The organism is Sphingomonas sp. SP2 (assembly GCF_058313385.1).
The window spans coordinates 1,311,966-1,334,003 of the sequence record NZ_JBZFLD010000001.1 but is presented as its reverse complement, the minus strand read 5'-3'; the positions used below and the strand labels follow the sequence as shown (position 1 = coordinate 1,334,003).

Annotated in this window: 24 protein-coding genes; 14 read left to right on the top strand and 10 right to left on the bottom strand. The window is 67.3% G+C overall.

Annotated elements, in window-relative coordinates; all coding sequences use genetic code 11:
* Positions 1-5: 5 nt before the first annotated feature.
* A complete protein-coding gene (locus AC4GYU_RS06815) occupies positions 6-362 on the top strand; it encodes a hypothetical protein (protein WP_491086138.1) in 357 nt (118 codons plus the stop codon).
* On the top strand, positions 359-838 hold the full coding sequence (locus AC4GYU_RS06810; protein WP_491086137.1) for a 5' nucleotidase, NT5C type: 480 nt from the start codon (positions 359-361) through the stop codon (positions 836-838). The genes AC4GYU_RS06815 and AC4GYU_RS06810 overlap by 4 nt, the downstream gene beginning before the upstream one ends.
* A 9-nt stretch (positions 839-847) precedes the next feature.
* On the opposite strand, the gene AC4GYU_RS06805 is transcribed toward AC4GYU_RS06810, so the two are convergent.
* A complete protein-coding gene (locus tag AC4GYU_RS06805) occupies positions 848-1,399 on the bottom strand; it encodes a P-loop NTPase family protein (RefSeq protein ID WP_491086136.1) in 552 nt (183 codons plus the stop codon).
* Positions 1,400-1,599: 200 nt separating this feature from the next.
* Positions 1,600-1,812 carry a hypothetical protein gene (locus tag AC4GYU_RS06800; RefSeq protein ID WP_491086135.1) on the bottom strand — a complete coding sequence of 71 codons (213 nt, stop codon included), beginning with the start codon at positions 1,810-1,812 and terminating at the stop codon, positions 1,600-1,602.
* A 133-nt stretch (positions 1,813-1,945) separates the two neighbouring features.
* Between AC4GYU_RS06800 and AC4GYU_RS06795 the strand changes: the two genes are divergently transcribed.
* The gene (locus tag AC4GYU_RS06795) at positions 1,946-3,187 is read left to right on the top strand and encodes a sensor histidine kinase (RefSeq protein ID WP_491086134.1); all 1,242 of its coding nucleotides are present in this window, start codon (positions 1,946-1,948) and stop codon (positions 3,185-3,187) included.
* A 7-nt stretch (positions 3,188-3,194) separates the two neighbouring features.
* On the top strand, positions 3,195-3,926 hold the full coding sequence (locus AC4GYU_RS06790) for a LytR/AlgR family response regulator transcription factor (protein ID WP_491086133.1): 732 nt from the start codon (positions 3,195-3,197) through the stop codon (positions 3,924-3,926).
* 176 nt (positions 3,927-4,102) lie between these two features.
* Here the strand turns inward: AC4GYU_RS06790 and AC4GYU_RS06785 are convergent, their stop codons facing one another.
* Positions 4,103-5,389, bottom strand: a complete 1,287-nt coding sequence (locus AC4GYU_RS06785; protein ID WP_491086132.1) for a dicarboxylate/amino acid:cation symporter — start codon at positions 5,387-5,389, stop codon at positions 4,103-4,105.
* Between the two features lie 203 nt (positions 5,390-5,592).
* On the opposite strand from AC4GYU_RS06785, the gene AC4GYU_RS06780 reads away from it, so the two are divergent.
* Both AC4GYU_RS06780 and AC4GYU_RS06775 read left to right on the top strand, forming a co-directional pair.
* Positions 5,593-6,048 carry a ferritin-like domain-containing protein gene (locus tag AC4GYU_RS06780; RefSeq protein WP_491086131.1) on the top strand — a complete coding sequence of 152 codons (456 nt, stop codon included), beginning with the start codon at positions 5,593-5,595 and terminating at the stop codon, positions 6,046-6,048.
* Between the two features lie 5 nt (positions 6,049-6,053).
* A complete protein-coding gene (locus AC4GYU_RS06775; protein ID WP_491086130.1) occupies positions 6,054-6,497 on the top strand; it encodes a DUF3597 domain-containing protein in 444 nt (147 codons plus the stop codon).
* On the opposite strand, the gene AC4GYU_RS06770 is transcribed toward AC4GYU_RS06775, so the two are convergent.
* Complete coding sequence (locus AC4GYU_RS06770) at positions 6,487-7,422, bottom strand: energy transducer TonB (protein ID WP_491086129.1); 936 nt, start codon at positions 7,420-7,422, stop codon at positions 6,487-6,489. The genes AC4GYU_RS06775 and AC4GYU_RS06770 overlap by 11 nt on opposite strands.
* Positions 7,423-7,458: 36 nt before the next feature.
* Positions 7,459-7,812 (bottom strand): DUF3140 domain-containing protein, encoded by a 354-nt coding sequence (locus tag AC4GYU_RS06765; RefSeq protein ID WP_491086128.1) that lies wholly within the window; start codon positions 7,810-7,812, stop codon positions 7,459-7,461.
* 958 nt (positions 7,813-8,770) lie between these two features.
* Between AC4GYU_RS06765 and AC4GYU_RS06760 the strand changes: the two genes are divergently transcribed.
* Complete coding sequence (locus tag AC4GYU_RS06760) at positions 8,771-11,095, top strand: ATP-dependent helicase (protein ID WP_491086127.1); 2,325 nt, start codon at positions 8,771-8,773, stop codon at positions 11,093-11,095.
* On the opposite strand, the gene AC4GYU_RS06755 is transcribed toward AC4GYU_RS06760, so the two are convergent.
* Positions 11,092-12,756, bottom strand: coding sequence for a DEAD/DEAH box helicase (locus tag AC4GYU_RS06755; protein ID WP_491086126.1), 1,665 nt, complete (start codon positions 12,754-12,756; stop codon positions 11,092-11,094). The genes AC4GYU_RS06760 and AC4GYU_RS06755 overlap by 4 nt on opposite strands.
* Positions 12,757-12,853: 97 nt before the next feature.
* Between AC4GYU_RS06755 and AC4GYU_RS06750 the strand changes: the two genes are divergently transcribed.
* Positions 12,854-13,096 (top strand): glutaredoxin domain-containing protein, encoded by a 243-nt coding sequence (locus AC4GYU_RS06750; protein ID WP_491086125.1) that lies wholly within the window; start codon positions 12,854-12,856, stop codon positions 13,094-13,096.
* A 43-nt stretch (positions 13,097-13,139) separates the two neighbouring features.
* Here AC4GYU_RS06750 and AC4GYU_RS06745 read toward each other — a convergent pair whose 3' ends face one another.
* A complete protein-coding gene (locus tag AC4GYU_RS06745; RefSeq protein ID WP_491086124.1) occupies positions 13,140-13,655 on the bottom strand; it encodes a hemerythrin domain-containing protein in 516 nt (171 codons plus the stop codon).
* A gap of 96 nt (positions 13,656-13,751) precedes the next feature.
* Between AC4GYU_RS06745 and AC4GYU_RS06740 the strand changes: the two genes are divergently transcribed.
* The gene (locus AC4GYU_RS06740; protein ID WP_491086123.1) at positions 13,752-13,961 is read left to right on the top strand and encodes a hypothetical protein; all 210 of its coding nucleotides are present in this window, start codon (positions 13,752-13,754) and stop codon (positions 13,959-13,961) included.
* On the opposite strand, the gene AC4GYU_RS06735 is transcribed toward AC4GYU_RS06740, so the two are convergent.
* Positions 13,958-15,214, bottom strand: coding sequence for a serine hydrolase domain-containing protein (locus tag AC4GYU_RS06735; protein WP_491086893.1), 1,257 nt, complete (start codon positions 15,212-15,214; stop codon positions 13,958-13,960). The two genes, AC4GYU_RS06740 and AC4GYU_RS06735, sit on opposite strands and share 4 nt — an antisense overlap.
* 190 nt (positions 15,215-15,404) lie before the next feature.
* Here AC4GYU_RS06735 and AC4GYU_RS06730 point away from each other — a divergent pair, with 190 nt between their 5' ends.
* From AC4GYU_RS06730 to AC4GYU_RS06715, 4 genes are read left to right on the top strand one after another with little or no spacing between them, the layout of a single operon-like run.
* Positions 15,405-15,686 carry a hypothetical protein gene (locus tag AC4GYU_RS06730; protein WP_491086122.1) on the top strand — a complete coding sequence of 94 codons (282 nt, stop codon included), beginning with the start codon at positions 15,405-15,407 and terminating at the stop codon, positions 15,684-15,686.
* Positions 15,683-16,387 (top strand): orotidine-5'-phosphate decarboxylase, encoded by a 705-nt coding sequence (pyrF, locus tag AC4GYU_RS06725; RefSeq protein ID WP_491086121.1) that lies wholly within the window; start codon positions 15,683-15,685, stop codon positions 16,385-16,387. The genes AC4GYU_RS06730 and pyrF overlap by 4 nt, the downstream gene beginning before the upstream one ends.
* Positions 16,388-16,405: 18 nt before the next feature.
* Complete coding sequence (gene accD, locus AC4GYU_RS06720) at positions 16,406-17,263, top strand: acetyl-CoA carboxylase, carboxyltransferase subunit beta (protein ID WP_491086120.1); 858 nt, start codon at positions 16,406-16,408, stop codon at positions 17,261-17,263.
* Complete coding sequence (locus AC4GYU_RS06715) at positions 17,263-18,558, top strand: bifunctional folylpolyglutamate synthase/dihydrofolate synthase (RefSeq protein ID WP_491086119.1); 1,296 nt, start codon at positions 17,263-17,265, stop codon at positions 18,556-18,558. The genes accD and AC4GYU_RS06715 overlap by 1 nt, the downstream gene beginning before the upstream one ends.
* Here the strand turns inward: AC4GYU_RS06715 and AC4GYU_RS06710 are convergent.
* A complete protein-coding gene (locus tag AC4GYU_RS06710) occupies positions 18,555-20,294 on the bottom strand; it encodes an AmpG family muropeptide MFS transporter (RefSeq protein WP_491086118.1) in 1,740 nt (579 codons plus the stop codon). The two genes, AC4GYU_RS06715 and AC4GYU_RS06710, sit on opposite strands and share 4 nt — an antisense overlap.
* Before the next feature lie 124 nt (positions 20,295-20,418).
* Between AC4GYU_RS06710 and AC4GYU_RS06705 the strand changes: the two genes are divergently transcribed.
* Positions 20,419-21,564 carry an aromatic ring-hydroxylating oxygenase subunit alpha gene (locus AC4GYU_RS06705; RefSeq protein WP_491086117.1) on the top strand — a complete coding sequence of 382 codons (1,146 nt, stop codon included), beginning with the start codon at positions 20,419-20,421 and terminating at the stop codon, positions 21,562-21,564.
* Between the two features lie 3 nt (positions 21,565-21,567).
* On the opposite strand, the gene AC4GYU_RS06700 is transcribed toward AC4GYU_RS06705, so the two are convergent.
* Positions 21,568-22,035: a response regulator gene (locus AC4GYU_RS06700; protein ID WP_491086116.1), complete on the bottom strand. Its 468-nt coding sequence runs from the start codon at positions 22,033-22,035 to the stop codon at positions 21,568-21,570.
* Positions 22,036-22,038 lie beyond the last annotated feature (3 nt).

Below are 22,038 nucleotides of genomic sequence, written 5' to 3'. Positions count from 1 at the left end.
ACGCCATGACCAATGGCTGGACACTCGATACGGCGGAGCGCGATCAGCTGCTTCGTGACCATCCGCCGCGCTACGCCAATGTCGTCGCGCATCATGTGACCCACGAGCTTCGGGCGAGCGATCCGCCGCACGACGTCCGCGCTGCGGTCCTGGGTTCGACCGACGACGACAAGGGCGTCGAGGCGCTGGTGGTCAGTATCGACGGCAGCGTCGACCGCCCCGACGGTTCGATCTACCACATCACCTGGTCGCTCGCCGACGGCCGCGCGGCCAAGGAAAGCAACGACGTCCTCAAGGAGCGCGGGTGGTCCGAATGGGATCATCCGGTGCCCCTCACATTGACCCCGGCCCGCTTGCGGTGAGCCAGCCCAAGCTCTTCCTCGACTGCGACGGCGTGCTCGCCGACTTCAACGCCGGGGCGCGCAAGCTCCTCGGCATGGATGTCGATGTCTTCGAGCGACGCCACGGGAAGGGAGCATTCTGGCGCCAGCTTGCCCGCGCCGACGGCTTCTACGCCTCCTTGCCCAAGATGCCCGATGCCGACCGGTTGTTCGACGCCGTCCGGCACCTCAACCCGACCATCCTCACCGGCCTTCCGATCGGCAATTGGGCGGCGCCCCAGAAGGTCGCGTGGGCCGCCGAGCATTTCCCCGGCGTTCCGATCATCACCTGCATGGCGCGCGACAAGCACCGCTACATGGAAGGATCGGACGTCCTCGTCGACGACAGCGAGCGGCACATGGCGGCGTGGGTCGAGGCGGGCGGGATCTACATCCTCCACCGCGATGCCGAGACCAGCATCGCCCGCCTTGCCGAAATCTATCCGGACGTCAGCTGAAGCGGCGGCTCAGGCCGCTTCGGCGACGTCGACCTTTTCCACCCACTCGGGCCAGAACACCGGCTCGCGGTTCGACCAGCCCGGCGCGGTCGCCGCGCTTTCGCTGATCGACTGGAGCAGCAGCCGGCGCCGGTCCGGATGGAGGTGCGGCAGCGCCGCGGCAGCGCAGAAGGCCGCAGGCAGCCACGGCCGTGCCCCCGCTCCGAGCAGTCGCTCGTAGAGGAAGCGGTAAGCCGCGAAATTGGGGATCCGGTCCTGACCGAGATCGAAGGCGGTGATCGTGATCAGCAGGCCCATGAACGGGTCGATCGTGTCGAGCCCGCTGTCGTCCGGCACCTGAAGGCGAAGCGCCTCGAGCTGCTTGTACAGACGACTCTGGGCCCGGATTGAGGCGGCCTCGCCTTCGTCGCGCGCCCAGCAGGCAAGCGCGTCACGGCGACCAAAAGCGATGTCAAGGCTACGACGGAGGTAACGCTGCGTGGCTTTCGGAAAGCCCGCAAACTCCTTCATCTCGCTCAGCAGCAGCGCCCCACCAGCAGGCTGTCCCGAACGCGTCGTCATGCTCCCAGCTCCTTCAACTCAAGGAGGGAATTTGACAGATTAAGCGTTGCCAATGGCTTAACCATCACCCCAACCCCGGTTCATATTGAAACGGGAAAGACGAGCGATTGCACGTTCTTTTCGGTCAGACGCAAACTTGTCGAGCGGCTGTCGCAATCCTGCAACGCGGTGATCAACTCACCTTGACCGCTCGCCCCGCGTCAGTCGGGAAATCCCGACGAAGGGACAGGCTGGTCGGCACTGCCCGGCTGCGACGTCGAGGGCGGGTCGGACGCGTCCATCGATTCATCGCTCCCGACATCGACCTTGGCGTCATGGTCGTCGGGATTGCGGCGCAGCTTCTGTTCGAGATCCTTCTCGGGATCGCCCGAAAGCGTCGGGGGCGGCGGCGCCTTTTCGTTGGTGTCCGTCATGTGGGGCAAGTTCCTTTCGGCCCGTCAACGAAGTTTGCCATTCCCCGTTCCGCTTCGACCAGCAGCAGGGTCGCTTCGCCAAGCGGCTCGCCGGCGCTTGCGCCTGCCGAGCGCTCTCGGCACTCTCCGTCCCATGGAAATGCCGCTCGCCAACGACCCGTTGCACGCCAAGGATCCGCTGGGCCATGGCCGCTTTTCCGACTGGCGGATGGCGATCAAGGCGATCCTCGGTTTCTGGGCGATCTACTCGTCCACGGTCATCGCCCGTGCCTTCCTCAGCAGCGATCCGGCGACCATCCTCCTCAACAAGGTGCTGACCCTTGTCGTGGGCGTGGGCCTGACCGGCCTTCTCTACGTCACGATCGCCCTCCTCGCCCCCGGCAACAAGATGCACCGCAAGGCCGTGGTCGCAGGGGTCGGCTCGGTCCTTGCCTCGGCGATCCTTTCCGGAACGCTTGTCCTCAGCGAAGGCCAGCTCAAGACCAGCAAGGAAGAATTCCGCTTCCAGGCCCGCGAGGGCTTCGTCGTCGTTCAGAAGGGCGACCAGGTCCGGATCGAGCGCAATGCGGCCGACCCCGTCGTCGTGACCATGCCCCGCCTCCAGGATCTGAAGCAGCACGACCAGTTCCGCGTCGCCGCGGACACGGCCGTCGTGTGGCTCTTCTTCTTCGCTGCCTGGTCGGCGGTCTATCTGGCCGCGGTCAGCCAGCGTCAGGCGCTTGACCTGCAACGCCGTGCCGCGGATGCCGAAAGTGCGGCCCAGCTCGCGCAGGTCCGGGCGCTCCGCTACCAGGTCAATCCGCACTTCCTCTTCAATACGCTCAACAGCCTTTCCAGCCTCGTTATCAGCAACCGCCCCGAAGAAGCGGAAGCGATGATCCTCAAGCTGTCGAACTTCTTCCGCACCAGCCTGTCGCTCGACCCCACTGCCGACGTCAGCCTCGCCGAGGAAATCGAGCTCCAGCGTCTTTACCTCGAGATCGAGAAGGTCCGCTTCCCGCGCCGGCTGAAGGTGGAGATCGACGTCCCCGAGACGCTGTCGGGAGCGCGCCTGCCGGCGCTCATCCTCCAGCCGATCGTCGAAAATGCGATCAAGTACGGCCTCGGCAACACGCGCGACAAGGTGACGCTCCGGATCGTCGCCGAGGAGCCACTGCCCGGCCGCCTGCGGCTCGAAATCAGCAATTTCGGCGGCACGATGCTGAAGGCTGCCCGCCAGGCGGGGCCGCGTTCCGGCACCAAGGTCGGCCTCGCCAATGTCGCCCAGCGACTGAGTGCCCGCTTCGGCCGCGCCGCCGGGATCGAGCATGGACCTTTGCCCGAGGGCGGGTACAAGGTTGCACTCACACTGCCCGTGACCCGACAGGATGGATGAGCCGCCCTTGAAGACCCTGGTAGTCGATGACGAGCCGCTCGCGACCGAGCGGCTGCAATTGCTCCTGGCCCGCATCGGCGGAATCGATCTCGTCGGCACCGCGAGCGACGGCGAGGCCGCCTGCCGCATGGCCGAGGCCTTGGCCCCCGACCTCCTGCTCCTCGACATCGCCATGCCGGGCATGGACGGCATCGACGTCGCTCGGGCGCTTGCCCGGAGCGCTGGCCGCCCCGCAGTCATCTTTGTCACCGCTTTCGATCAGTTCGCAGTGTCGGCCTTCGAAGTCGAAGCGGTCGACTATCTGGTCAAGCCGGTCGAGCCCGCCCGCCTCGAGCGCGCACTCGAGCGCGCCCGCGCCTACATCGAGCACCGTTCCAGCGACACGCAGCCGCCGGCGGTGCCGGGTCGTTATCTCGACGAATTCTGGGCCTCCGACCTCACTGGCCTCGTCCGCATCCGTTCGATCGACATCGACCGCGTCTCGGCCGAGCGCGACTATATGCGGCTCCACGTCGGCAACCGCAGCTGGCTCATTCACCACAGCATGGCCGCGCTCGAGGACGGGCTGGACCCCAACCTCTTCGTTCGCCTGCACCGCTCGGCAATTGTCCGGCGCGACTTCATCAGCGGCTTTCAGCGCAACGCCTCCGGCCGCTGGATTGCGCGCCTTGCCGATGGCAACGAGCAGCCGGTGGGTCGCCTCTACGCCGACAGTGTCCGCGCCATCGCCGGTCGCTGAGCTCCCCCCTTTTTCAGGGTTGCGACGCGGAGAGGGTTTGCCATCCACTCGATCGGACCCTGAGGGGGAAATCCGTCGTTCGCTCCGCGCCGCGCCTTCTCCCTAGCGCGTCCAGCCGCCCTGTCGCGTTCGACTCGACCGTCCGTCCAACGACGTCGGTGAGCCGACGAACGGCCTCAGTCCGCCGGTTCCCGCTCGGTCACCGCCCCCGTCACCGCCACGTCGAGAACGACATTGCCGAGCGTCCGGAAGGTGTCGGGAATGGTCTCGAGCGCGAGTAACAGTGCCAGCGGCTCGATCGGAACGCCGAGCGCGATGCTGATCGGAGCGATCGACGTGACGAAGCTGATCTGGCCCGGAAGGCTGACCGCTCCCAGGGACGCCATTGCCGCAACCGCGATGCCCGCGGCGTAACCGGTCGGCGTGATCGTCACCCCCAGCCAGTGCGCGACATAGAGGGCGACACCGATATTCATCGCCGGCCCCGTCGACCGGAACAGGGCCACCGACAGCGGCAGCACCACGTCGGCGTCGCGCTCGCGGATCCTGAGATCCCCTGCCGCCCGAAGCATCGCCGGGAGCGACGCCAGTGACGATCGGGTCGACAGGGCGACCACCGACGGCCCCGCAATCGCCTTGAAGAAGGCGCCCGGCGCGAAGCCGGCGACCAGGATCGCGATCCCGAAGCCGATCACCGTCAGGATGATCCCGAGCAGCGAGAGGATGATGACATAGTGAAGGACGGCCCCGAGCGCCGATCCACCCGCCCCAGCGCCGACCGCGAAGGCCAGCGCGAAGACCCCGATCGGGGCCAGCGCCAGCACCCAGCCGATCACCAGCAGCATGGCGTCGGCAACGCCTTCGAAGAAACCGAGCGCAGTGCCGCGGCGCTTCGGCTCGACCTTCGCGAGCGCGAAGGCGAATACCGTAGTGAAGAAGACGAGCGGCAGGATCTGGTCGTTCGCCGCCGCTCCGATCGGGTTGGGCGGGATGATCGTCTTGAAGAAATCGGCGACCGTCGGGACTGCGGCGGCAGTCGCGCTCTGGTCCACCCCGGCAAGGCCCGCCTGGAGCGCCTGCGCGGCGGCTTGCGGCAAAGGCCAGACGGCCAGGAGCGCTGGCGTCACGACCGCGCCGAAGATCGCCGAAAAGATATAGAAGCCGACGAACCAGGCGACCGCCTTGGCCGCCAGCCCGCCTGCCCGCGCCGCGTCGGCGCCGCCGACCACGCCCACGACCAGCAACGCCACGATCAGCGGGATCACGGTCATGCGCAAGGCGTCGAGCCAGAGCCCGCCGACAAGGCTCGCGGCTTGGACGAGCGGCTCCTTGGTCCCGTCGCCCATTCCGGTCGCCATGATGCCGAGCAGCAGGCCGGCAAGCAGGGCGAGCAGCAGGATGACGGCACTCCGCCCTCCTCCGCTGGAAGGCGACGAAGCGGCGGCTTCGGTCCGTTCGGTCATCAATTAGAACTCCAGGGCGCGAGCACGCCCCCGTTGCCTAGCGAGGGGCAGGCCCACCCGGCAAGAGCGCCCGGACGATCAGGCCGTCAGCCTTCGCCTGCGGCCCGTCTCATTATTTCGCGCCCAGAAGAACCGAGACGGCCAGCACGGCGTTGTGCCGATCATTATTCCCATCCCATTTTCATGACTGAAGGAGTGCGTCCATGATCGGTTCGAACGACAGCAACGGCGTCGGCACGCTGGAAACCCTGACCACCACGCTGATCGACAGCGTCAACGGCTATCGCGATGCCGCCGAAAATGCCGAAGGCACCCGCTTCCAGGAAATCTTCCGTCGCAATGCCGATGAGCGCAGCCGCGTCGCCGAAGAACTGCGCGGCGAGATTCGTCGTCTCGGCGGCAACGCGCCCGACGATGGCAGCTTCCTCGGGGCCACCCACCAGCGCTTTCTCGACCTCAAGGCTGCCCTGACCGGCCGCGACGACAAGGCGATCATCAACGAGGTTGAGCGCGGCGAGGACTATCTCAAGGAGAAGTTCGAGGCGGCCCTCAACACCGACATCGACACGCAGGCCCGGTCGGTGATCGAGCGTGCCTATCAGTCGGTCCGCCAGGGCCACGACCAGATCAGCAGCCTCAAGCACGGCCTCGAGGCCTGATCGCCATGGGGATCTTCGACAAGATCAAGGGCGCGATCTTCGGCCACAAGGATCCGGGACCGGGCAATCGCCCGACCATCCCGGCCGGCATGGCCGGGGGTCCGCCCCTCCCCGCCGGTCAGCAGCAGCCCCAGGCGTCCCCCGCCCCGGCTCCTGCGCCGACCCAGGCCGCGCCCGCTGCCCAGCAGCCGGTGGACGTCGAGCAGGTGCTCGCCGACATCAGCCGCCAGCGCGGCAATCCCGACCTCAACTACAAGAGTAGCATCGTTGACCTGATGAAGCTGCTCGGCATCGATTCGAGCCTCGAGAACCGCAAGGAACTCGCGCAGGAGCTCGGTTACACGGGCGAGCGCGACGGCTCGGCCGAGATGAACATCTGGCTCCACAAGGCCGTGATGCGCGGCCTCGCGCAGAACGGCGGGAACGTGCCCGCCTCGTTCATCGACTGATTGGCGTTGCGGGCCGGTCCTCGGGCCGGTCCGCCGCTTCTCCCGTCACGGGTAGGGCGGCGTCCATCCACGGAAATTGCGCCGGCCGCCCCGTGTCCGGCCCCTTCTGAACCACCCATTGCACCGCCATGCGAACGTCCTGGCTCCCCGCCGGCACCTCGCCGGTGAAGGTCCGGCGGAAACAGGGGTCGGTCCGCCAGTTGATCCGCGCCAGCGCGCGGCCAAGGGTGCAGGTCTGCACTCGCTGATCCTCGGCGAGGTGATAATCGCTCTCCCCGCGAACCAGTAATTCTCCGCGGGACTCGTCATGCGCCGGCCATGGCATGGTCGGGTCGACCAACCAGAAATTGTCCAGCCGCAGCGTGACGATCTCATTCTTCTGCCACGCATAATAAGCTGCGGCGGCCTTCACGAAATTGCGGTCGAGCGGAAGGCATTGCCCCATGTGCAGCGTCTCGCCGCTCTCGAAGCGATATTCCCGCCGGCAGGAGCGCTGCTCGCCGCCTGCGGTCACTTCCCAGATATTGGTGATCGCGCGAAGCGCGGTGAACGACAGCCGCTCCGTGACGACCTCGGTGCGTGTCATCTCCGGGAGCACCCAGCGGATCCGTCCGTCGAAATCGCCCGCAACGGCCTTGCCCGAGGCGTCGGTCGCCGGAGTGAGCTTGGCCCGTTCCGACAGGATGCGGCACGTCGCCGCATCGAGCGAAGCCGATCCACTCGATGCGGTGACCGTGCAATTCTCGACTCCCCCGGCTGGTGTCACCCGCAGCCGGAAGGCGACCGTTCCCTGTTCCTCCTTGCGGATGGCATCGACGGGATAATCACCATCGGTGAAGACGGCCCCGGGGCCCTCCGCCCCAAGCGACGGCGGGCTGGACGAGGCCTGCGCAAGGGCCGCAGCGACGAGGAACGCAATCAACATGCCCGCAGCATAGGCATGCCGGAGCCAGGGCAGCTATCATTTTTTGGCCGGGTCGTGCCCCCAGTTCTTGAGGCTGGACTCCCACTTTGATCCTTCGGGATTCTTGGGCTTCTGCGCCATGTGGCGGTGAACATAGCCCACCACCTTCTTCATGTGCGCCAGATCGTCATCGGTGAGATCGGCCTGCTTCTTGTGCAGCAGCTTGATGATCTTCTTGCCGGACTGGTGGCCGACGCTCTCGCCGCCGCCTTTCCCGTCTTCGCCTTTCCAGCCGACGTCCTTGCTCTCGGGGCTGTCGAGCCACTTCTCGAGCGCGGCGGGGGTCATATTCACCGCCTCGTGGAATTCCTTGATCGTCTTGCGATCATCGGCGTCGATCGTGTCGGCCATGTCTTTCTCCTCGCCCGATCAACGAGCAAGGTCTGGTCCGTCTCCTACGGGCTTAGGGATAAGCCTCTCCGCCGCAGCGGAGACATGGGCCCGAACGAGAAATGGGGCCCGGCATTGCTGCCGAGCCCCACTGCGCCGAGACTGGGTCTGCCGGTGTTCGCTCTGTCCGAGAATTCCGTTCCGAAGAACGAGGCTCTCTTCCATCCCGATCCTTGCGCGCCCGCTCAGGCGTCGCGTCGGTCCCGATCGGCTGTCCGGTCATCCGAACTCTTCCCCAGTCCGTCCCGACCAGCGCCTTTCGGCCCTGCTCGCTCCGTCCTGGCTCTGCCACGCCTCCCGACCGCGTCTCCGGTCCGAAGACCCTCGACATGCTGCCGTTCCTCGCGGCGGTTCCGCTCCACTCCTCCGCTTGCCGCTTCGGTCCCCTTGCGAGCACCTCCGCCTCATGCGTCCGACTGGTTCGGCACCTGCTTCCTGGATCGTTCCTGGCAAGCCAGGCTCTTCTCCAATCCGCCACCGTCCGTCCGTTCGCGGCCCTTCTTGGGACAATCATCACTCGCGCTGCCCCGACCTGCTCTTGCGAGCCTGTCCGGCCTGCGGCGGTGAGATGACCATCTCTTCCGGCGCCTCTTGCCGGCTTCGCTCCGGAGATCCTCGGTCCGATCGCGTCAGGCGTCCTGGGGAAGCCCGACCTTCACGAAACCAATTCCACTCCATCGCCTTGCCGGCGGAGATCGGAGTTCCCGTTCTTCCCTTGCCGTTCGGACCCTTGCGGGCTTCCCGGAAGGAGAGGCCGTTGCCCCCCGATCACCTGATGAAGATGACTCCAAAACCGAGTCGCACAAAGCATAATCGGCAGCGTGATGCCTGTGGATAACGGGGAAATCGGGAGAAAGCCGTTTTACCGTTCCAAGCCCCCGCTGTTGCCGTTCCGTTCTCCTCACCCTAACTGTCTCGAGTGTCCGAATCCGCTCCCCTTAATCCTGAGCCGTCCTATCTTGCCGGCCTGAACGCGCCCCAGCGCGAAGCTGTGCTGACGACCGAGGGGCCGGTGTTGGTGCTGGCGGGCGCGGGGACCGGCAAGACGGCGGCGCTTACTGCTAGGCTCGCGCATCTGATCGCCACCCGCCGCGCCTGGCCGAGCGAGATCCTCGCCGTCACCTTCACCAACAAGGCCGCGCGCGAGATGCGCGAGCGGGTCTCGCGCATCAGCGGCGGGGCGATCGAGGGCATGCCCTGGCTCGGCACCTTCCATTCGATCGCCGCCAAGATGCTCCGGATCCATGCCGAGCTCGCCGGGCTGCAGAGCAATTTCACCATTCTCGACACCGACGACCAGTTGCGCCTGCTGAAGCAGCTGATCGTTGCCGCCGAGCTGGACGAGAAGCGCTGGCCCGCGCGACAGCTCGCCGGGCTGATCGACAAGTGGAAGAACAAGGGCCTTACCCCCGACCAGATCGACGCCGGCGATTCGGAAGCCTTCGCCAATGGCCGCGGCGGCGACCTCTACGACCAGTATCAGAAGCGCCTGCTCGCCCTGAATGCCTGCGACTTTGGCGACCTCCTGCTCCACATGCTGGTCATCTTCCGCACCCACGCGGACGTGCTGGAGCGCTATCGGACCCGCTTCAAATATCTGCTGGTCGACGAATATCAGGACACCAACGCGGTCCAGTATGAGTGGCTGAAATTGCTCGCCGAACCGCGCCGCAACATCTGCTGCGTCGGCGACGACGACCAGTCCATCTATTCGTGGCGCGGAGCGGAGGTCGCAAACATCCTCCGCTTCGAGCGCGAATTTGCGGGCGCCGCGGTCATCCGGCTCGAACAGAATTATCGTTCGACCCCCCATATCCTCGGCGCAGCCTCGGGCCTCATCGCCAACAATTCGGGCCGCCTCGGCAAGGAATTGTGGACCGAGATTGACGCGGGTGAGAAGGTCAAGGTGATCGGCGTCTGGGACGGCCCCGAGGAGGCCCGCCGGGTCGGCGAGGAGATCGAGAGCCATCAGATCCGCGGCGGCAAGCTCGCCGACGTCGCCATCCTCGTCCGCGCCCAGTTCCAGACCCGCGAGTTCGAAGAGCGCTTCATCGCGATCGGCCTCTCCTACCAGATCGTCGGCGGCTTCCGCTTCTACGAGCGCGCCGAAATCCGCGATGCCCTCGCCTACCTGCGCCTCGTCCAGAGCCCCGCCGACGACCTCGCCTTCGAGCGGATCGTCAACACGCCCAAGCGCGGGCTCGGCGACAAGGCGATCGCGACCATCCACCGCTATGCCCGCGCCGCCGGGCTGCCGCTGCTTCTGGCCGCCGCGCAGATGCTGGACTCTGACGAGCTCACCCCGCAGGCCCGCCGCAGCCTCGGCCGCTTCGTCGGCGACCTCGCCCGCTGGCGCCAGATGCATCTCGCCGCCGCCGACCAGGTGAAAGCCCCGCACGAACCGCCCACCCATGCCGAACTCGCCCGCCAGTTGCTCGACGAATCCGGCTATACCGCCATGCTTCAGGCCGAGCGCACGGCCGAGGCCTCCGGTCGGCTCGAGAACCTCGCCGAGCTGACCCGCGCGATGGAGGAATATGAAAGCCTCCCGGCCTTCCTCGAGCATGTCAGCCTCGTCATGGACAATGACGCCGACAAGAGTGGCGACAAGGTCACGATCATGACGATCCATGCCGCCAAGGGGCTCGAATTCCCGATCGTCTATCTCGCCGGCTGGGAGGAAGGCGTCTTCCCCTCGCAGCGCGCGCTCGACGAGGGCGGCACTGCCTCACTCGAAGAAGAGCGCCGCCTTGCCTACGTCGCCATTACCCGGGCGCGCGAGAAGGCGACGATCATCCATGCCGCCAATCGCCGCATCTATGGCCAGTGGACCTCCTCCATCCCCAGCCGCTTCGTCGCCGAGCTTCCCAAGGAGCATGTCGACGAGGAAACCACCATGAGCGGCGGCGAGTCGCTGTGGCGGGCGCAGTGGAGCGAGCGCGGCGATCCCTTCGCCCATGTCGCGACCCAGCGTCCCGATCGCGCCGTCACGCGGGGTCCGGGCTGGGGCCGTGCGGCGCAGACGTTCACGACCGCTCCGCAGCGAGTCGTCGAAGCTCGCGCCTCGGCCGTCAGCCTCGGCAACAAGGGTCGCGATGACCTTGCCCAGGGCCAGCGCGTGTTTCACGGCAAGTTCGGCTACGGCACCATCGCCCTCATCGAAGGCAACAAGCTCGAGATCGACTTCGAGCATTCCGGCCGCAAGCGGGTCCTCGACAGCTTCGTGTCGCTTCCCGACGCCTAGCTGCGCGGAGCTGGACCCTTACGGTGCTGCCGGGGCTTCGGCGGACCGCCACCGGCCGCATGATGCTCGTCGGGGCTCGTGCTCGGCTCGACCAGGATCCCGTCCTGCGCCATCGCCGCGCTGTTCCGGCGCATCGCCTTGACGAAATTGGGCAAGGCGCGACCGCTCACCTCGAAATAGCTGTCGGTCGCGGCCACCTTGATCGCGCCGATCTCGCTGCGGTTGACGTGCCCGATCCGGCAAATCAGCGGAAGCAGCCACTTCGGGTCACCACCCTGTCGGCGACCGGCGTTGATCCGGAACCAGCCCGAATCCTGGAATCCGCCATGCTGCGGACGGCCTTCGTCGGCAGGCCCGTCGAGCAGGTCCTCGGGCGCGGGAAGGTCGGCCATGAGCCTGGCCACCAGCGCCTGGGCAACGCCCTGTGGCCCGAGACGGTCAAGCAAGGCGGCAGCGAGGTTGGCGTCGCCTTCCTCCTGCGGCACCGGCTCGTCGAACTGGGCAAGCAGCCGGGCGCGGTCCTGGTCGCGGATCTGCTCGGCGGTGGGGACATTGGTCCATTCGACGGGGATGCGGGCGAGCCGCAGCATCCCTTCGATCCGGCGGCGGCGCATGTTCGGCACGATGAGGACCGCGACGCCCTTCCGGCCCGCGCGCCCGGTCCGGCCGGAGCGATGCTGAAGCGCCTCGGCGTCACGGGGCAATTCGACGTGGATGACGAGGCTGACGCCCGGAAGATCGATGCCGCGCGCGGCGACGTCGGTGGCGACCAGCACGCGCGCGCGGCCGTCGCGAAGTGCCTGGAGCGCGCGGTTGCGGTCCGCCTGGCTATGCTCGCCCGACAGGGATACCGCCTCGAAGCCACGCTCGGCGAGGCTGCCGTGCAGTCGCCGAACCGCCTCGCGCGTCGCACAGAACAGGATTGCCGTCTCGGCATCGTGGAAGCGCAGCAGATTGACCACCGCATGCTCGATGTCGGTCGGCCGGACGGTCACCGCCTGGTAGGAGATGTCGCCGTGACCGGCATCGTTGCTGAGCGTCTCCACCCGCATCGAATTCTTCTGGTAGCGCTTGGCCAGCGCCACGATCGGCCGCGGCATGGTGGCCGAGAAGAGCAGGGTCCGGCGCTCGTCGGGGGTCGCGTCGAGGATTTCCTCGAGCTCCTCGCGAAAGCCCATGTCGAGCATCTCGTCGGCTTCGTCGAGCACGACGACCCGGAGCGCGGAAAGGTCGAGCGCGCCGCGCTCGAGATGGTCGCGAAGGCGGCCCGGGGTGCCGACCACGATATGCGTGCCGCCCTGCAGCGCGCGGCGCTCCTTGATCGGATCCATGCCACCAACGCAGGTGACCACCCGTCCCTTGGCGTCGGCGTAAAGCCAGGTGAGCTCGTTCGAGACCTGCAGCGCAAGCTCGCGAGTCGGGGCGATGACCAGCGCCAGCGGGGCGACCGCGAACGGCAGTTGTTCGGCCTCGCCAAGCAACTCGCCGGCCATGGCGAGCCCGAAGGCGACGGTCTTGCCCGAACCGGTGCGGGCGGAGACGACGAGGTCGCGGCCGGCGACCTCCGGTTGCGAGACGGCGGTCTGGACTTCGGTCAGCGTGTCGTAGCCGCGCGCGTCAAGGGCTCGCGCAAGGGCGGCGGGGAGATGGTGATGGGGCATGGGCGCCCCCTTAGTCGTTTAACGAACAAAGCGCCATTGCTGGAACAAGCTTGTTTCTGGGGCGCTCCGGATTGCAGCAAACCAGGAGAATTTCCCCATGCCCAGCGCCCAGATCACCCGGATGGTCCTGCCCGATCACGAATGTCCGTTCGGCCGCCGCGCCCTCGACCTGCTCAACGAAAATGGCTTTGAGGTCGAGGAGCGCCAGCTCACCAGCCGCGACGAAGTCGACGCCTTCAAGGCCGAGCACAACCTCAGCACCACGCCGCTGATCATCGTCGACGGCGAGACCATCGGCGGCTGCAACGAACTCGAGAAATTCCTCTCCGCGCACGTCTGAGCGAGCGGTCGTCCCGGTCGGGCCGGGACGACCCTCTTGTGCCTCACGCCGTCGCCAGCTTGGTCTTCTTCAAGGCGGCGAGGTGGATCTCCGGCCCGTCCTTGGCGATCTCGCCCTCGTAGCGCGCCTTGGCGCCGGCCAGTTCGACCCCCAGCGCATCCATGTCGACACCGTGCCTCTTCGCCTGGCTGAAGATCCCGGTCAGCCAGCGCTCCTCTTCCTTGACGTGGTGCTCGATCTCTTCCTGCAGCACCTTGACCTTGGCGTCGTAAAATTCGTCGCCCTTCCCGCTCTCGAGGATTTCGGCGATCAGCAGATTGGCCGCGTCATGCTCGACATAGGCCTCCTTGAGGTCGGCCTCGTCGACCTTCCCCTCGCAGGCCGGGTAGAAGATTTCGTTCTCGATCCGGGTGTGCACGATCAGCGCCGTCGCGACCTTCTCGGCGATCTTGCGCTTCGCCGCCGGCCCGCTCGTGTCCTCGAACTGCTTGAACAGCTTCTCTACCTCGCGGTGGTCCTCCTTGAGGAGGGTGATGGCATCGGGTGCGCTGGCGGCCATGATCGTTTCTCCGGTAAAGCTTCTTGCCCCGGAAACCGGAAGCCGCGCCGGAATGTTCCGCCCCCGCGATTGTCATCGATGTGTCATGGGGAAGTGATGCGCGGAATTGGTTACTTCATCTCGATCATCAGCGTCGTCATGCTCGGCCTTGTCGCCCTGCCGAAGCCCGGCGACCCGGCTTGGCACCTTCCGGTCGTCATCGTCGGAATGCTGTTTTCGATCGGCGGCATGGCTCTTCGCTGGGCCGCAAGCCGCAAGCAGCTGCACGAGCTCCATTCCGTCGAACGGAAGAGCGGCCTTCGCTAGTTGCGGTCGCCGCTCCCGGTCATGGCCGGGTCTTCCGCCGCAGGCTCGGGCGCGGCGCCGCGCTTGTCGAGCTCCATCCAGTCGCGAAACTCGAGTCCGTAGAGCATGTCCATGACCTCGAATTCAAGGCCACCGGGCTGGCTCGTATTGCTGTTCCACAGCGCCACCACCCCGCTCTTCAGCTTGGGATCGAACAGGATCAGCGAGCGATAGCCGGCGACCCCGCCGCGGTGCCCGACGATCTGGTGCCCGGCATAATCATAGGAACGCCACCCCAGTCCGTACCAGGCGTCCCCCAGCCGCTCGAGGAACTTGCGCATCCGCCCGCGCTCGCCGGGTGTCTTCACCAGCCGCGAATGGATCGTCCCGAGCAAGCGCTGGTCGAGCACCGTCGGCATCCCGCCCATCTGGGCGATCATCCACAGCGACATGTCCTTGATGTTGCTATTGACCCCGCCCGCCGCAGGAACGCGATAATAAGGCTCGAGCACTTCGAGCGGCCGCCGGCCGACGCTGTGCGGCTTGGCCCAGCTCGCCGAGGTCACCAGCCCCTCGCGGGTGAGGCTGGCGCTGCTCATGCCGAGCGGAGCGAACAGTCGCTGCTGGACCGCCTGCTGATAGGTCTCGCCGGTCGCCTTGGCGACCATGTCGCTGGCGCTGTCGTAAGCGATATTCTGGTAGGACCAGCAGGTGTCGGGCGGACAGATGGCGTTGAGCGACGCGAGCTCGGCCCGGAGCATTTGCGGCGACTGGCCCTCCTCAAGCTTGTTGTCGAGCGCGTTGCGATAAAGCCCGAGCCGGTGGCTCAGCACGTCGGCCACGCTCGCGCGATATTCGTTGCCGGCCGGAAGCTTCAGCCCCGGAGCATAGTTGGCGACGGGCGCCGCGAGGTTGATCTTGCCCTCCTGCGCCAGCTTGGCGACCATGGTGGCGGCCACGCCCTTGCTGACCGACGCCCAGCGGAACACGGTCTCCGGGGTCACCTGCTCGCCCGAACCCGCGGCGGTCTCGCCATAGCCCGACAGGAAGGTGATCCGCCCGTTTTCGACGATCCCCACCGCCATGCCGACCATCGTCGGCTTGGTGACGAGCTGGCGCAGCCGCGCGTCGAGGCGCGCATAATCAATCCGCTGGCGGGCAGCGGGCTGAACCTTGGCCAGCCGCAGGCTGGTCGCACGCGTGGCCGCAAGCTGGTCGGTCGCGGCGGCCGGCTTCGGCTCTACCACGCGAATGCTGGCCAGCGCGCCGGCCATCAACAGCACGGCACCTGCGCCGGCGATGACGCTCTTCTTCAGTGACTTGTCCTCCCCGGCCTCCGCTTGAAACGGACTTCATGCCCGCTCAACCGTTCCCCGCCACCTGCTGCGGCAGGACGACAGGCTGCAGCGACGAATGAACCACTGACTCGCCTTCCCCGGCGAGCCTCCCTAAAAGCCGGTCCTCATGCAGTTCCTCCGAACGCTTTTCTGGGTCGTCCTCGCCGTGTTCCTTGCGATCATGGCCAGGAACAACTGGACCGACATCACCATCAATCTGTGGGGAAGCCTGCAGGCGGACATCAAGCTGCCGCTGCTGGTCTTCATCGCCGCCTTCCTCGGCTTCCTGCCCACCTATCTCTGGCTTCGGGCCCGGCTGTGGTCGCTCGAGCGCCGCCTGTCGGTCGCCAATCCGCCCGCGCCGCCCGCCGACGCCGATCCCGTCACGAACCCGGAGCCGCGCCCATGACCTCGCCGATCTTCGTTGCGATCGACACGCCCTCGCTCGACACTGCCCGTGACCTTGCCGAGAAGGTCCGGCCGCATGTCGCGGGGTTGAAGCTCGGCCTGGAATTCTTCACCGCCAATGGTCCTTCGGGCGTCGCGACCCTGGCCGATCTGGGCCTGCCGATCTTCCTCGATCTCAAGCTCCACGACATTCCCAACACGGTCGCCAAGGCCGTCGCCGCGCTGGCGCCGCTAAGGCCCGCCGTGCTGACTGTTCACGCCGCGGGCGGACGCGAAATGCTTACCGCCGCCAAGGCGGCCGCGCCGCAAGGCTGCAAGGTCGTCGCGGTGACCGTCCTCACCAGCCTCGACGCGGCGGACCTTGCCGACGCGGGCGTCGACGGATCGCCCGCCGACCAGGTTGCGCGACTGTCGACGCTGGCGCGGGACTCGGGCTGCGACGGGATCGTTTGCTCGGGCGCGGAGGTCGGCGAAGCGCATTCGGCCTGGCCCGACGGTTATTTCGTAGTGCCCGGCCTTCGCCCCGCCGGCAGCGACGTCGGTGACCAGAAGCGCGTCTTGACCCCTGCTGACGCCCTCGACCGCGGCGCCTCGATGCTGGTCATCGGCCGCCCGATCACCGCCGCCGCCGACCCGGCCGAGGCCGCCCGCGCGATCGCCGCTTCCCTTGAAGGCACCCCGGCGCTAACCGCCACCGCCTGAATTTTCCGAGGTATTCCGATGAGCTGGCTCAGCCGGGTTCGTAACAGCATCAGCTTCCTGCCCAAGCGGCAGACCACCGACACGCTCTGGCACAAGTGCAAGAAGTGCGGCTCGATGGTCTTCACCAAGGAGTGGGAGGACAATCTCATGGTCTGCCCGCGCTGCGACCATCATGACCGGATCCGCGCCCACACACGGTTCGAGCAGATCTTCGACGAGTCGAAGTTCGAGGTGCTCGCCACCCCCGACGTGCGCGAAGACCCGCTCAAGTTCCGCGATACCAAGCGCTACACCGACCGCATCAAGGCCGCGCGAACGACCACCGAGCAGAAGGATGCCTTCCTCAACGCCCGCGGCACGATCGATGGCCGCACGGCGATCGTCGGGGTCCAGGATTTCGCCTTCATGGGCGGCTCGATGGGTGTTGCAGTCGGCTCGGCCTTCGTTGCCGGAGTCGAGGCCGCGATCGCTGCCAAGGCGCCCTACATCGTCTTCACCGCCGCCGGCGGCGCCCGCATGCAGGAAGGCATCCTCAGCCTGATGCAGATGCCGCGCACCACCGTTGCGCTTGAAATGCTGCACGAGGCGGGCCTTCCCTACATCGTGGTGCTGACCGACCCCACCACCGGCGGCGTGACGGCGAGCTACGCGATGCTCGGCGACGTCCAGATCGCCGAACCCGGCGCCCTGATCGGCTTCGCCGGCCAGCGTGTCATCGAGCAGACGATCCGCGAGAAGCTTCCGGAAGGCTTCCAGCGCGCCGAGTATCTGCTCGAGCACGGGATGATCGACATGGTGGTGCACCGCGCCGAACTGCGCGAACGCCTCGGCAAGCTGGTCGACTATCTGGCGCCGGCGGAGAAGGCGGCCGCCTGATGGCCGACGGCGCCCGCTCGGACCATCCGGGCGTGCAGCGGCAGCTAGACCGGCTCGCGGCGCTGAGCCCCGGCGGCGATCGCCTCGGCCTCGAGCGGATCGAGGCCCTCCTGGCACGCCTCGGGCATCCCGAGCGCACGCTCCCGCCGGTCTTCCACGTCGCCGGCACCAACGGCAAGGGCTCGACCTGCGCCTTTCTTCGTGCCGGGCTCGAGGCTGCGGGGTTGAAGGTCCACGCCTTCACCTCGCCCCACCTCGTCCGCTTCAACGAGCGCATCCGCCTCGCCGGAACCTTGATCGACGACGAGCAGCTCGACGCGCTCCTCGGCGAAGTGCTTGACGCCAGCGATGGGCTTGCGCCCAGCTTCTTCGAAGCGACCGCGGCGGTTGCCTTCCTCGCCTTCGCCCGGACCCCCGCCGATGCGCTAGTGCTCGAAGTCGGCATGGGCGGCCGCCTTGACGCCACCAATGTGGTCGCCTCCCCCGCCGTGACCGGGATAACCGCCCTCGGGCTCGATCATCAGCAATGGCTGGGCGATGATCTTGCCGCCATCGCGGGCGAGAAAGCGGGGATCGCCAAGCCCGGGGTCCCGCTCGTCACGCTCGCGCATCCAGCCGAAGCCGCGGCCAGGGTCCGCGCCATCGCCGAACGCGTCGGCGCCCCGCTCCTGGCCCGCGGCGATGCCTGGGACAGTCATGTCGAACATGGCCGGCTTCGCTATCAGGACGCGCAGGGCGCGCTCGACCTCCCCCTGCCCGCCCTTCCGGGCCTGCACCAGGCCGACAACGCCGCGCTCGCTATCGCCATGCTTCGTCATCAGAAGCAGCTCGCCGTTCCGGATGCGGCGATGCCAGAGGCGATGTGCACGGTCCGCTGGCCCGCCCGCCTCCAGAAACTGGAACCAGGCCCGCTGATCGGCATCCGCGACGTCTGGCTCGATGGCGGCCATAACCCGCAGGCAGCCGACGTCCTCGCCAAGAGCATCACGGACCTCACCCACGGCCGTCCGCTCCACCTCGTTGCCGGGATCCTGTCGACCAAGGATGCGGCGGGCCTACTCGCCCCGTTCCGCGGCCGCGTCGCCGCGGTCCACGCGATCGGCTTTGCCCACGACCTCGCGCTTGAGCCCGCGGACATCGCCGCAATCGCGTCCAGCCTCGGGCTGCCCGCAACGCCTCATGCCGACGTACGAGAGGCGCTGGCCGCGATCCCTGCCGACGCGGCGATCCTCGTCGCCGGCTCTCTCTACCTCGCCGGCGAAGTCCTCGCGCTCAACGACGAGCTGCCCGACTAGGCGGTATCGCCCTCGGCCGCCCGCGCGGCATCGCTCGCCGGGACGTCGCCGGCGCCGCCGCGCCGCCCGCTCCACGCCTGCCGCATCCATTCGAGCGCGACGAAGATGATCGCGACCAGGCCGATCTTGGCGGTCAGATAGAAGACCGGGGCATAGCCGACCTGGTCGATCATCTCGCCCAGGGCCGCACGCCCCAGCGAGCCGATCAGGAAGGTCAGCGAGGACAGCAGCGCATATTGGACGGCGCTGAACTCGCGGCTGGTGATCGACGACAGGTAAGCGACGAACGCCGCGCCGGCGAGGCCGCCCGCGATATTCTCGCCCGAGATGGCGACCAGCAGCCGGACCATCCGCAGGTCATGCCCGAAGGTGTCGAGCCCGAAGGTGCGTGCGAAGGCGTCGATCCCCGCCGCGCCCGAGGCGAGGTCGGCATAGAGAAGGTTGCTCGCCGCCGCGACGATCGCGCCGATCATCAGGGTCGGCATCCGCCCCACGGTCGCGAACAGGATCCCGCCGATCGCAATCCCCGCCATGGTCATGAACACGCCGAAGATCTTGGAGGCGAAGGCTACCTCGTCCCCGGTATATTTCAGCTCCTGGAGATAGAATGGGAAGGCGAAGCTCCCCCAGATATTGTCGGTGATCCGGTAGCTGAGAATCAGCCCGAGGACGACGATCACTCCCCATCCCAGCCGCTTCACCAGCTCGGCGAGCGGCAGGATCAGCGCCGAATAGGCATGGTCGGCGGCGCGCTCCATGCCGCTTTGCGCAGGTGCGTCATGATCGAGGACATAGCCCGGTCGCGCCGCGAGCCAGTTGAAAACCGCCGCAACGATCGCCGGCACCAGCACGGTCGCGGCGACGATCAGCGGGCCATAGTCGCGGGTGAAGTCGCCCACCGACGGGGGCTTGCCCGTCGCCGCGTCGACTTCGCCGCCCAGCATCCGCGCCATGAAGGCTCCGACCGTCCAGATCGCCCAGCCCCAGCCGAGCCCGACGATCGCGAGCCCGACATTGCGCAGCTTCGGCGAGATCGCGCCCGCCCGGCGAAGCGCGCTCTGCTCCGCCTCCGAGGCGGTGCGCGGGGTGTCGGGCGCGAGGAGTGTCGCGATCAGGGTCAGCGCCATGAAGCCGCCCATGATCGCGTAGACCGTCGGCCAGCTCATCCGCACCGACAAGACCAGCGCCAGCGCGCCGCCGATCAGGGCCGCGATCCGGTAGCCGAACTGGTAGATGGAGGAGAGGATTTCGACCGGCGCGGCCGCGTCGGCGACGTCGATCCGCCAGGCGTCGATCACCACGTCCTGCGTCGCCGAGGCGAAGGCCCCGATCACCGCGATCAGCGCGAACGTCCCCAGCCCCATGCGCGGATCGGACAGCGACAGGCCGAAAAAGGTCAGGGTCAGCACCAGCTGGCAGAGCAGCAGCCAGCCGCGCCGCCGGCCAAGCCGCTCGAGCCCGGGCAACCGCACGCGGTCGACCAGCGGCGACCAGAGGAACTTGAAGGCATAGGCAAGACCGATCCACGACAGGACGCCGATGGTCGCGAGATCGATCTTCCATTCGCCGAGCCACGCATTGAGCGTGCCGATCAGCAACGTGTAGGGGAGCCCGGCACCGAAGCCGAAGGCCAGCATCACGGCAGTCTTGCGGTTCGACAATGCGGTCGTCAGCAACCGCCAGCCCTTGGGCGGTGCGCCCGCCGTTCCATTCTCCGTCGCCGCCGCGCTCGCCAAAATTCGGATCCCCCACTTCAATTTGCCAGTGACCCTAGCAGCCGCAATGGCGCTGAACAGGGGGTGAGCGGGCCGCTTCCCGCGCTCCTTGCGCAAAGGGCGCAGCAGGCGCACTCTTCGCCGCATGGATGCGCCGCTCCGCTCCACCAGGCCGACCCCGGGCCAGCGCGCCCTCGCCGAACGGCTGGCGGCAGGCGAAGCCGACCAGGGCACAGGGACCAAGCGCCTGCCCGCGTCGCTCTACCTCGACGAGGCCCGGTTCGCCGCCGAACAGGACAGGCTGTTCGCACGGCTGCCGCTCCTGCTCGGCCCCTCGGCGCTCCTGCCCGCCCCGCGGCAGGCGCTCGCGCATGATGCCTATGGCCTGCCCCTCATCCTCAGCCGCGATGGCGACGGGAGCGCGCACGTCCTTGCCAACGTCTGCCGCCACCGCGGCACGCGCCTGATCGAGGCGGACGGCGTTGTTCCGGCGACCCGCATCGTCTGCCCCTATCATGCCTGGGCCTATCGCCCCGACGGGCAACTTGCAGCCTTACCGAGGCCCGAATGCTTTCCCGGGCTGGAGCCCGCCGACCATGACCTCAGCCGCTTCCCGGCGGTCGAAAGCGGCGGCCTCATCTGGTTCGGCCGGTCGCCAGATGTGGATTTCTCAAGCCTCGCGCCGCTGGCGCCCGAGATGGACGCCTTCGGGATCGGCGACCTCCACCTCTACCGCCGGCGCACGCACGAGGTTGCGGCGAACTGGAAGCTCGTGATCGACGCCTTCCTCGAAAGCTATCACGTGCAGCGGCTCCACACCGCGACCATTGCCCCCTTCTTCGCTGACGGCGTGACCGTCGCCGACCGGATCGGCCCGCACCAGCGCGCCGCGGTCGGCCGGGCCGATTATCTCGCCAAGGTCGATCTCGACGACTGGCGGCAGCTTCGCCGGGCGGTGACCTACACCTACCACCTCTTCCCCAATGCCGTGCTGGTCGTCAGCCCGGACTATGTGAACCTCCTCATCTGCTATCCCCAGGCGGTCTACCGAACCTTGGTCGAGGACCTCATGCTGATCCCCGGCGCGCCGCGTACGGCGGAGGAAGAAGCGCATTGGGCGAAAAGCTGGGCCCTCCTCGACGAAGGAACGTTCGGCGGTGAGGATTTTCGCGCCGCCGCCCTCTGCCATCAGGGGCTGGCGAGCGGTCTCATCGAGGACATCACCCTCGGCACGCTCGAAACCGGGGTCGCCGACTTCCATGGGCTGATCGCACAGGCCATCGACGACTGAAAGTCAGGCGGCGAGCGGGGGCTCGAACAGGATCACCCCGTCGGGCGCCTTCACCTTCTTCTTGCCCGACAGCAACGCATCGACCGCCTTGAGCGCGGCCTTGAGGCGGCGCTCGTTATAGGGCTTCAGAAGCACGCCGAGCGCGAGGCTCTCCCCGTCCTCGGGCGGGTTGGCGGTTGCGAACAGCACCGGCACGCCGAACGCCTTGGCCTCGGCGGCAAGGTCGAGTCCGTTACGCTTTCCGGCGAGGCTGATGTCGGTAAGGATGAGGTCGACGCCGCGGTCGCGTGCGTCCGGCGCACCGCCCTCCTCGCGCGCCAGCACGGCCAGTGCGTCGCGGACGGTGTCCACAGTCGCCACAACTGTGTATCCGGCGGCCTCGACCATGGTTTCATTGTCGAAGGCGACGAGCGGTTCGTCCTCGACGATGAGGATGCGCTTGACGTGGCGTTCCCGTGTGCCGAACAGCATTCG

Bases quoted from the DNA above. Each gene is read 5' to 3' on its own strand.
- AC4GYU_RS06815 (WP_491086138.1), top strand. From the start codon at position 6: ATGACCAATGGCTGGACACTCGATACGGCGGAGCGCGATCAGCTGCTT.
- AC4GYU_RS06730 (WP_491086122.1), top strand. From the start codon at position 15,405: ATGCAGTTCCTCCGAACGCTTTTCTGGGTCGTCCTCGCCGTGTTCCTT.
- AC4GYU_RS06700 (WP_491086116.1), bottom strand. From the start codon at position 22,035: ATGCTGTTCGGCACACGGGAACGCCACGTCAAGCGCATCCTCATCGTC.
- AC4GYU_RS06745 (WP_491086124.1), bottom strand. From the start codon at position 13,655: ATGGCCGCCAGCGCACCCGATGCCATCACCCTCCTCAAGGAGGACCAC.
- AC4GYU_RS06740 (WP_491086123.1), top strand. From the start codon at position 13,752: ATGCGCGGAATTGGTTACTTCATCTCGATCATCAGCGTCGTCATGCTC.
- AC4GYU_RS06775 (WP_491086130.1), top strand. From the start codon at position 6,054: ATGGGGATCTTCGACAAGATCAAGGGCGCGATCTTCGGCCACAAGGAT.
- AC4GYU_RS06750 (WP_491086125.1), top strand. From the start codon at position 12,854: ATGCCCAGCGCCCAGATCACCCGGATGGTCCTGCCCGATCACGAATGT.
- AC4GYU_RS06705 (WP_491086117.1), top strand. From the start codon at position 20,419: ATGGATGCGCCGCTCCGCTCCACCAGGCCGACCCCGGGCCAGCGCGCC.
- AC4GYU_RS06770 (WP_491086129.1), bottom strand. From the start codon at position 7,422: ATGTTGATTGCGTTCCTCGTCGCTGCGGCCCTTGCGCAGGCCTCGTCC.
- AC4GYU_RS06785 (WP_491086132.1), bottom strand. From the start codon at position 5,389: ATGACCGAACGGACCGAAGCCGCCGCTTCGTCGCCTTCCAGCGGAGGA.
- AC4GYU_RS06780 (WP_491086131.1), top strand. From the start codon at position 5,593: ATGATCGGTTCGAACGACAGCAACGGCGTCGGCACGCTGGAAACCCTG.
- AC4GYU_RS06715 (WP_491086119.1), top strand. From the start codon at position 17,263: ATGGCCGACGGCGCCCGCTCGGACCATCCGGGCGTGCAGCGGCAGCTA.
- pyrF (WP_491086121.1), top strand. From the start codon at position 15,683: ATGACCTCGCCGATCTTCGTTGCGATCGACACGCCCTCGCTCGACACT.
- AC4GYU_RS06735 (WP_491086893.1), bottom strand. From the start codon at position 15,214: ATGGCCGGCGCGCTGGCCAGCATTCGCGTGGTAGAGCCGAAGCCGGCC.
- AC4GYU_RS06765 (WP_491086128.1), bottom strand. From the start codon at position 7,812: ATGGCCGACACGATCGACGCCGATGATCGCAAGACGATCAAGGAATTC.
- AC4GYU_RS06795 (WP_491086134.1), top strand. From the start codon at position 1,946: ATGGAAATGCCGCTCGCCAACGACCCGTTGCACGCCAAGGATCCGCTG.
- AC4GYU_RS06805 (WP_491086136.1), bottom strand. From the start codon at position 1,399: ATGACGACGCGTTCGGGACAGCCTGCTGGTGGGGCGCTGCTGCTGAGC.
- AC4GYU_RS06755 (WP_491086126.1), bottom strand. From the start codon at position 12,756: ATGCCCCATCACCATCTCCCCGCCGCCCTTGCGCGAGCCCTTGACGCG.
- accD (WP_491086120.1), top strand. From the start codon at position 16,406: ATGAGCTGGCTCAGCCGGGTTCGTAACAGCATCAGCTTCCTGCCCAAG.
- AC4GYU_RS06800 (WP_491086135.1), bottom strand. From the start codon at position 1,812: ATGACGGACACCAACGAAAAGGCGCCGCCGCCCCCGACGCTTTCGGGC.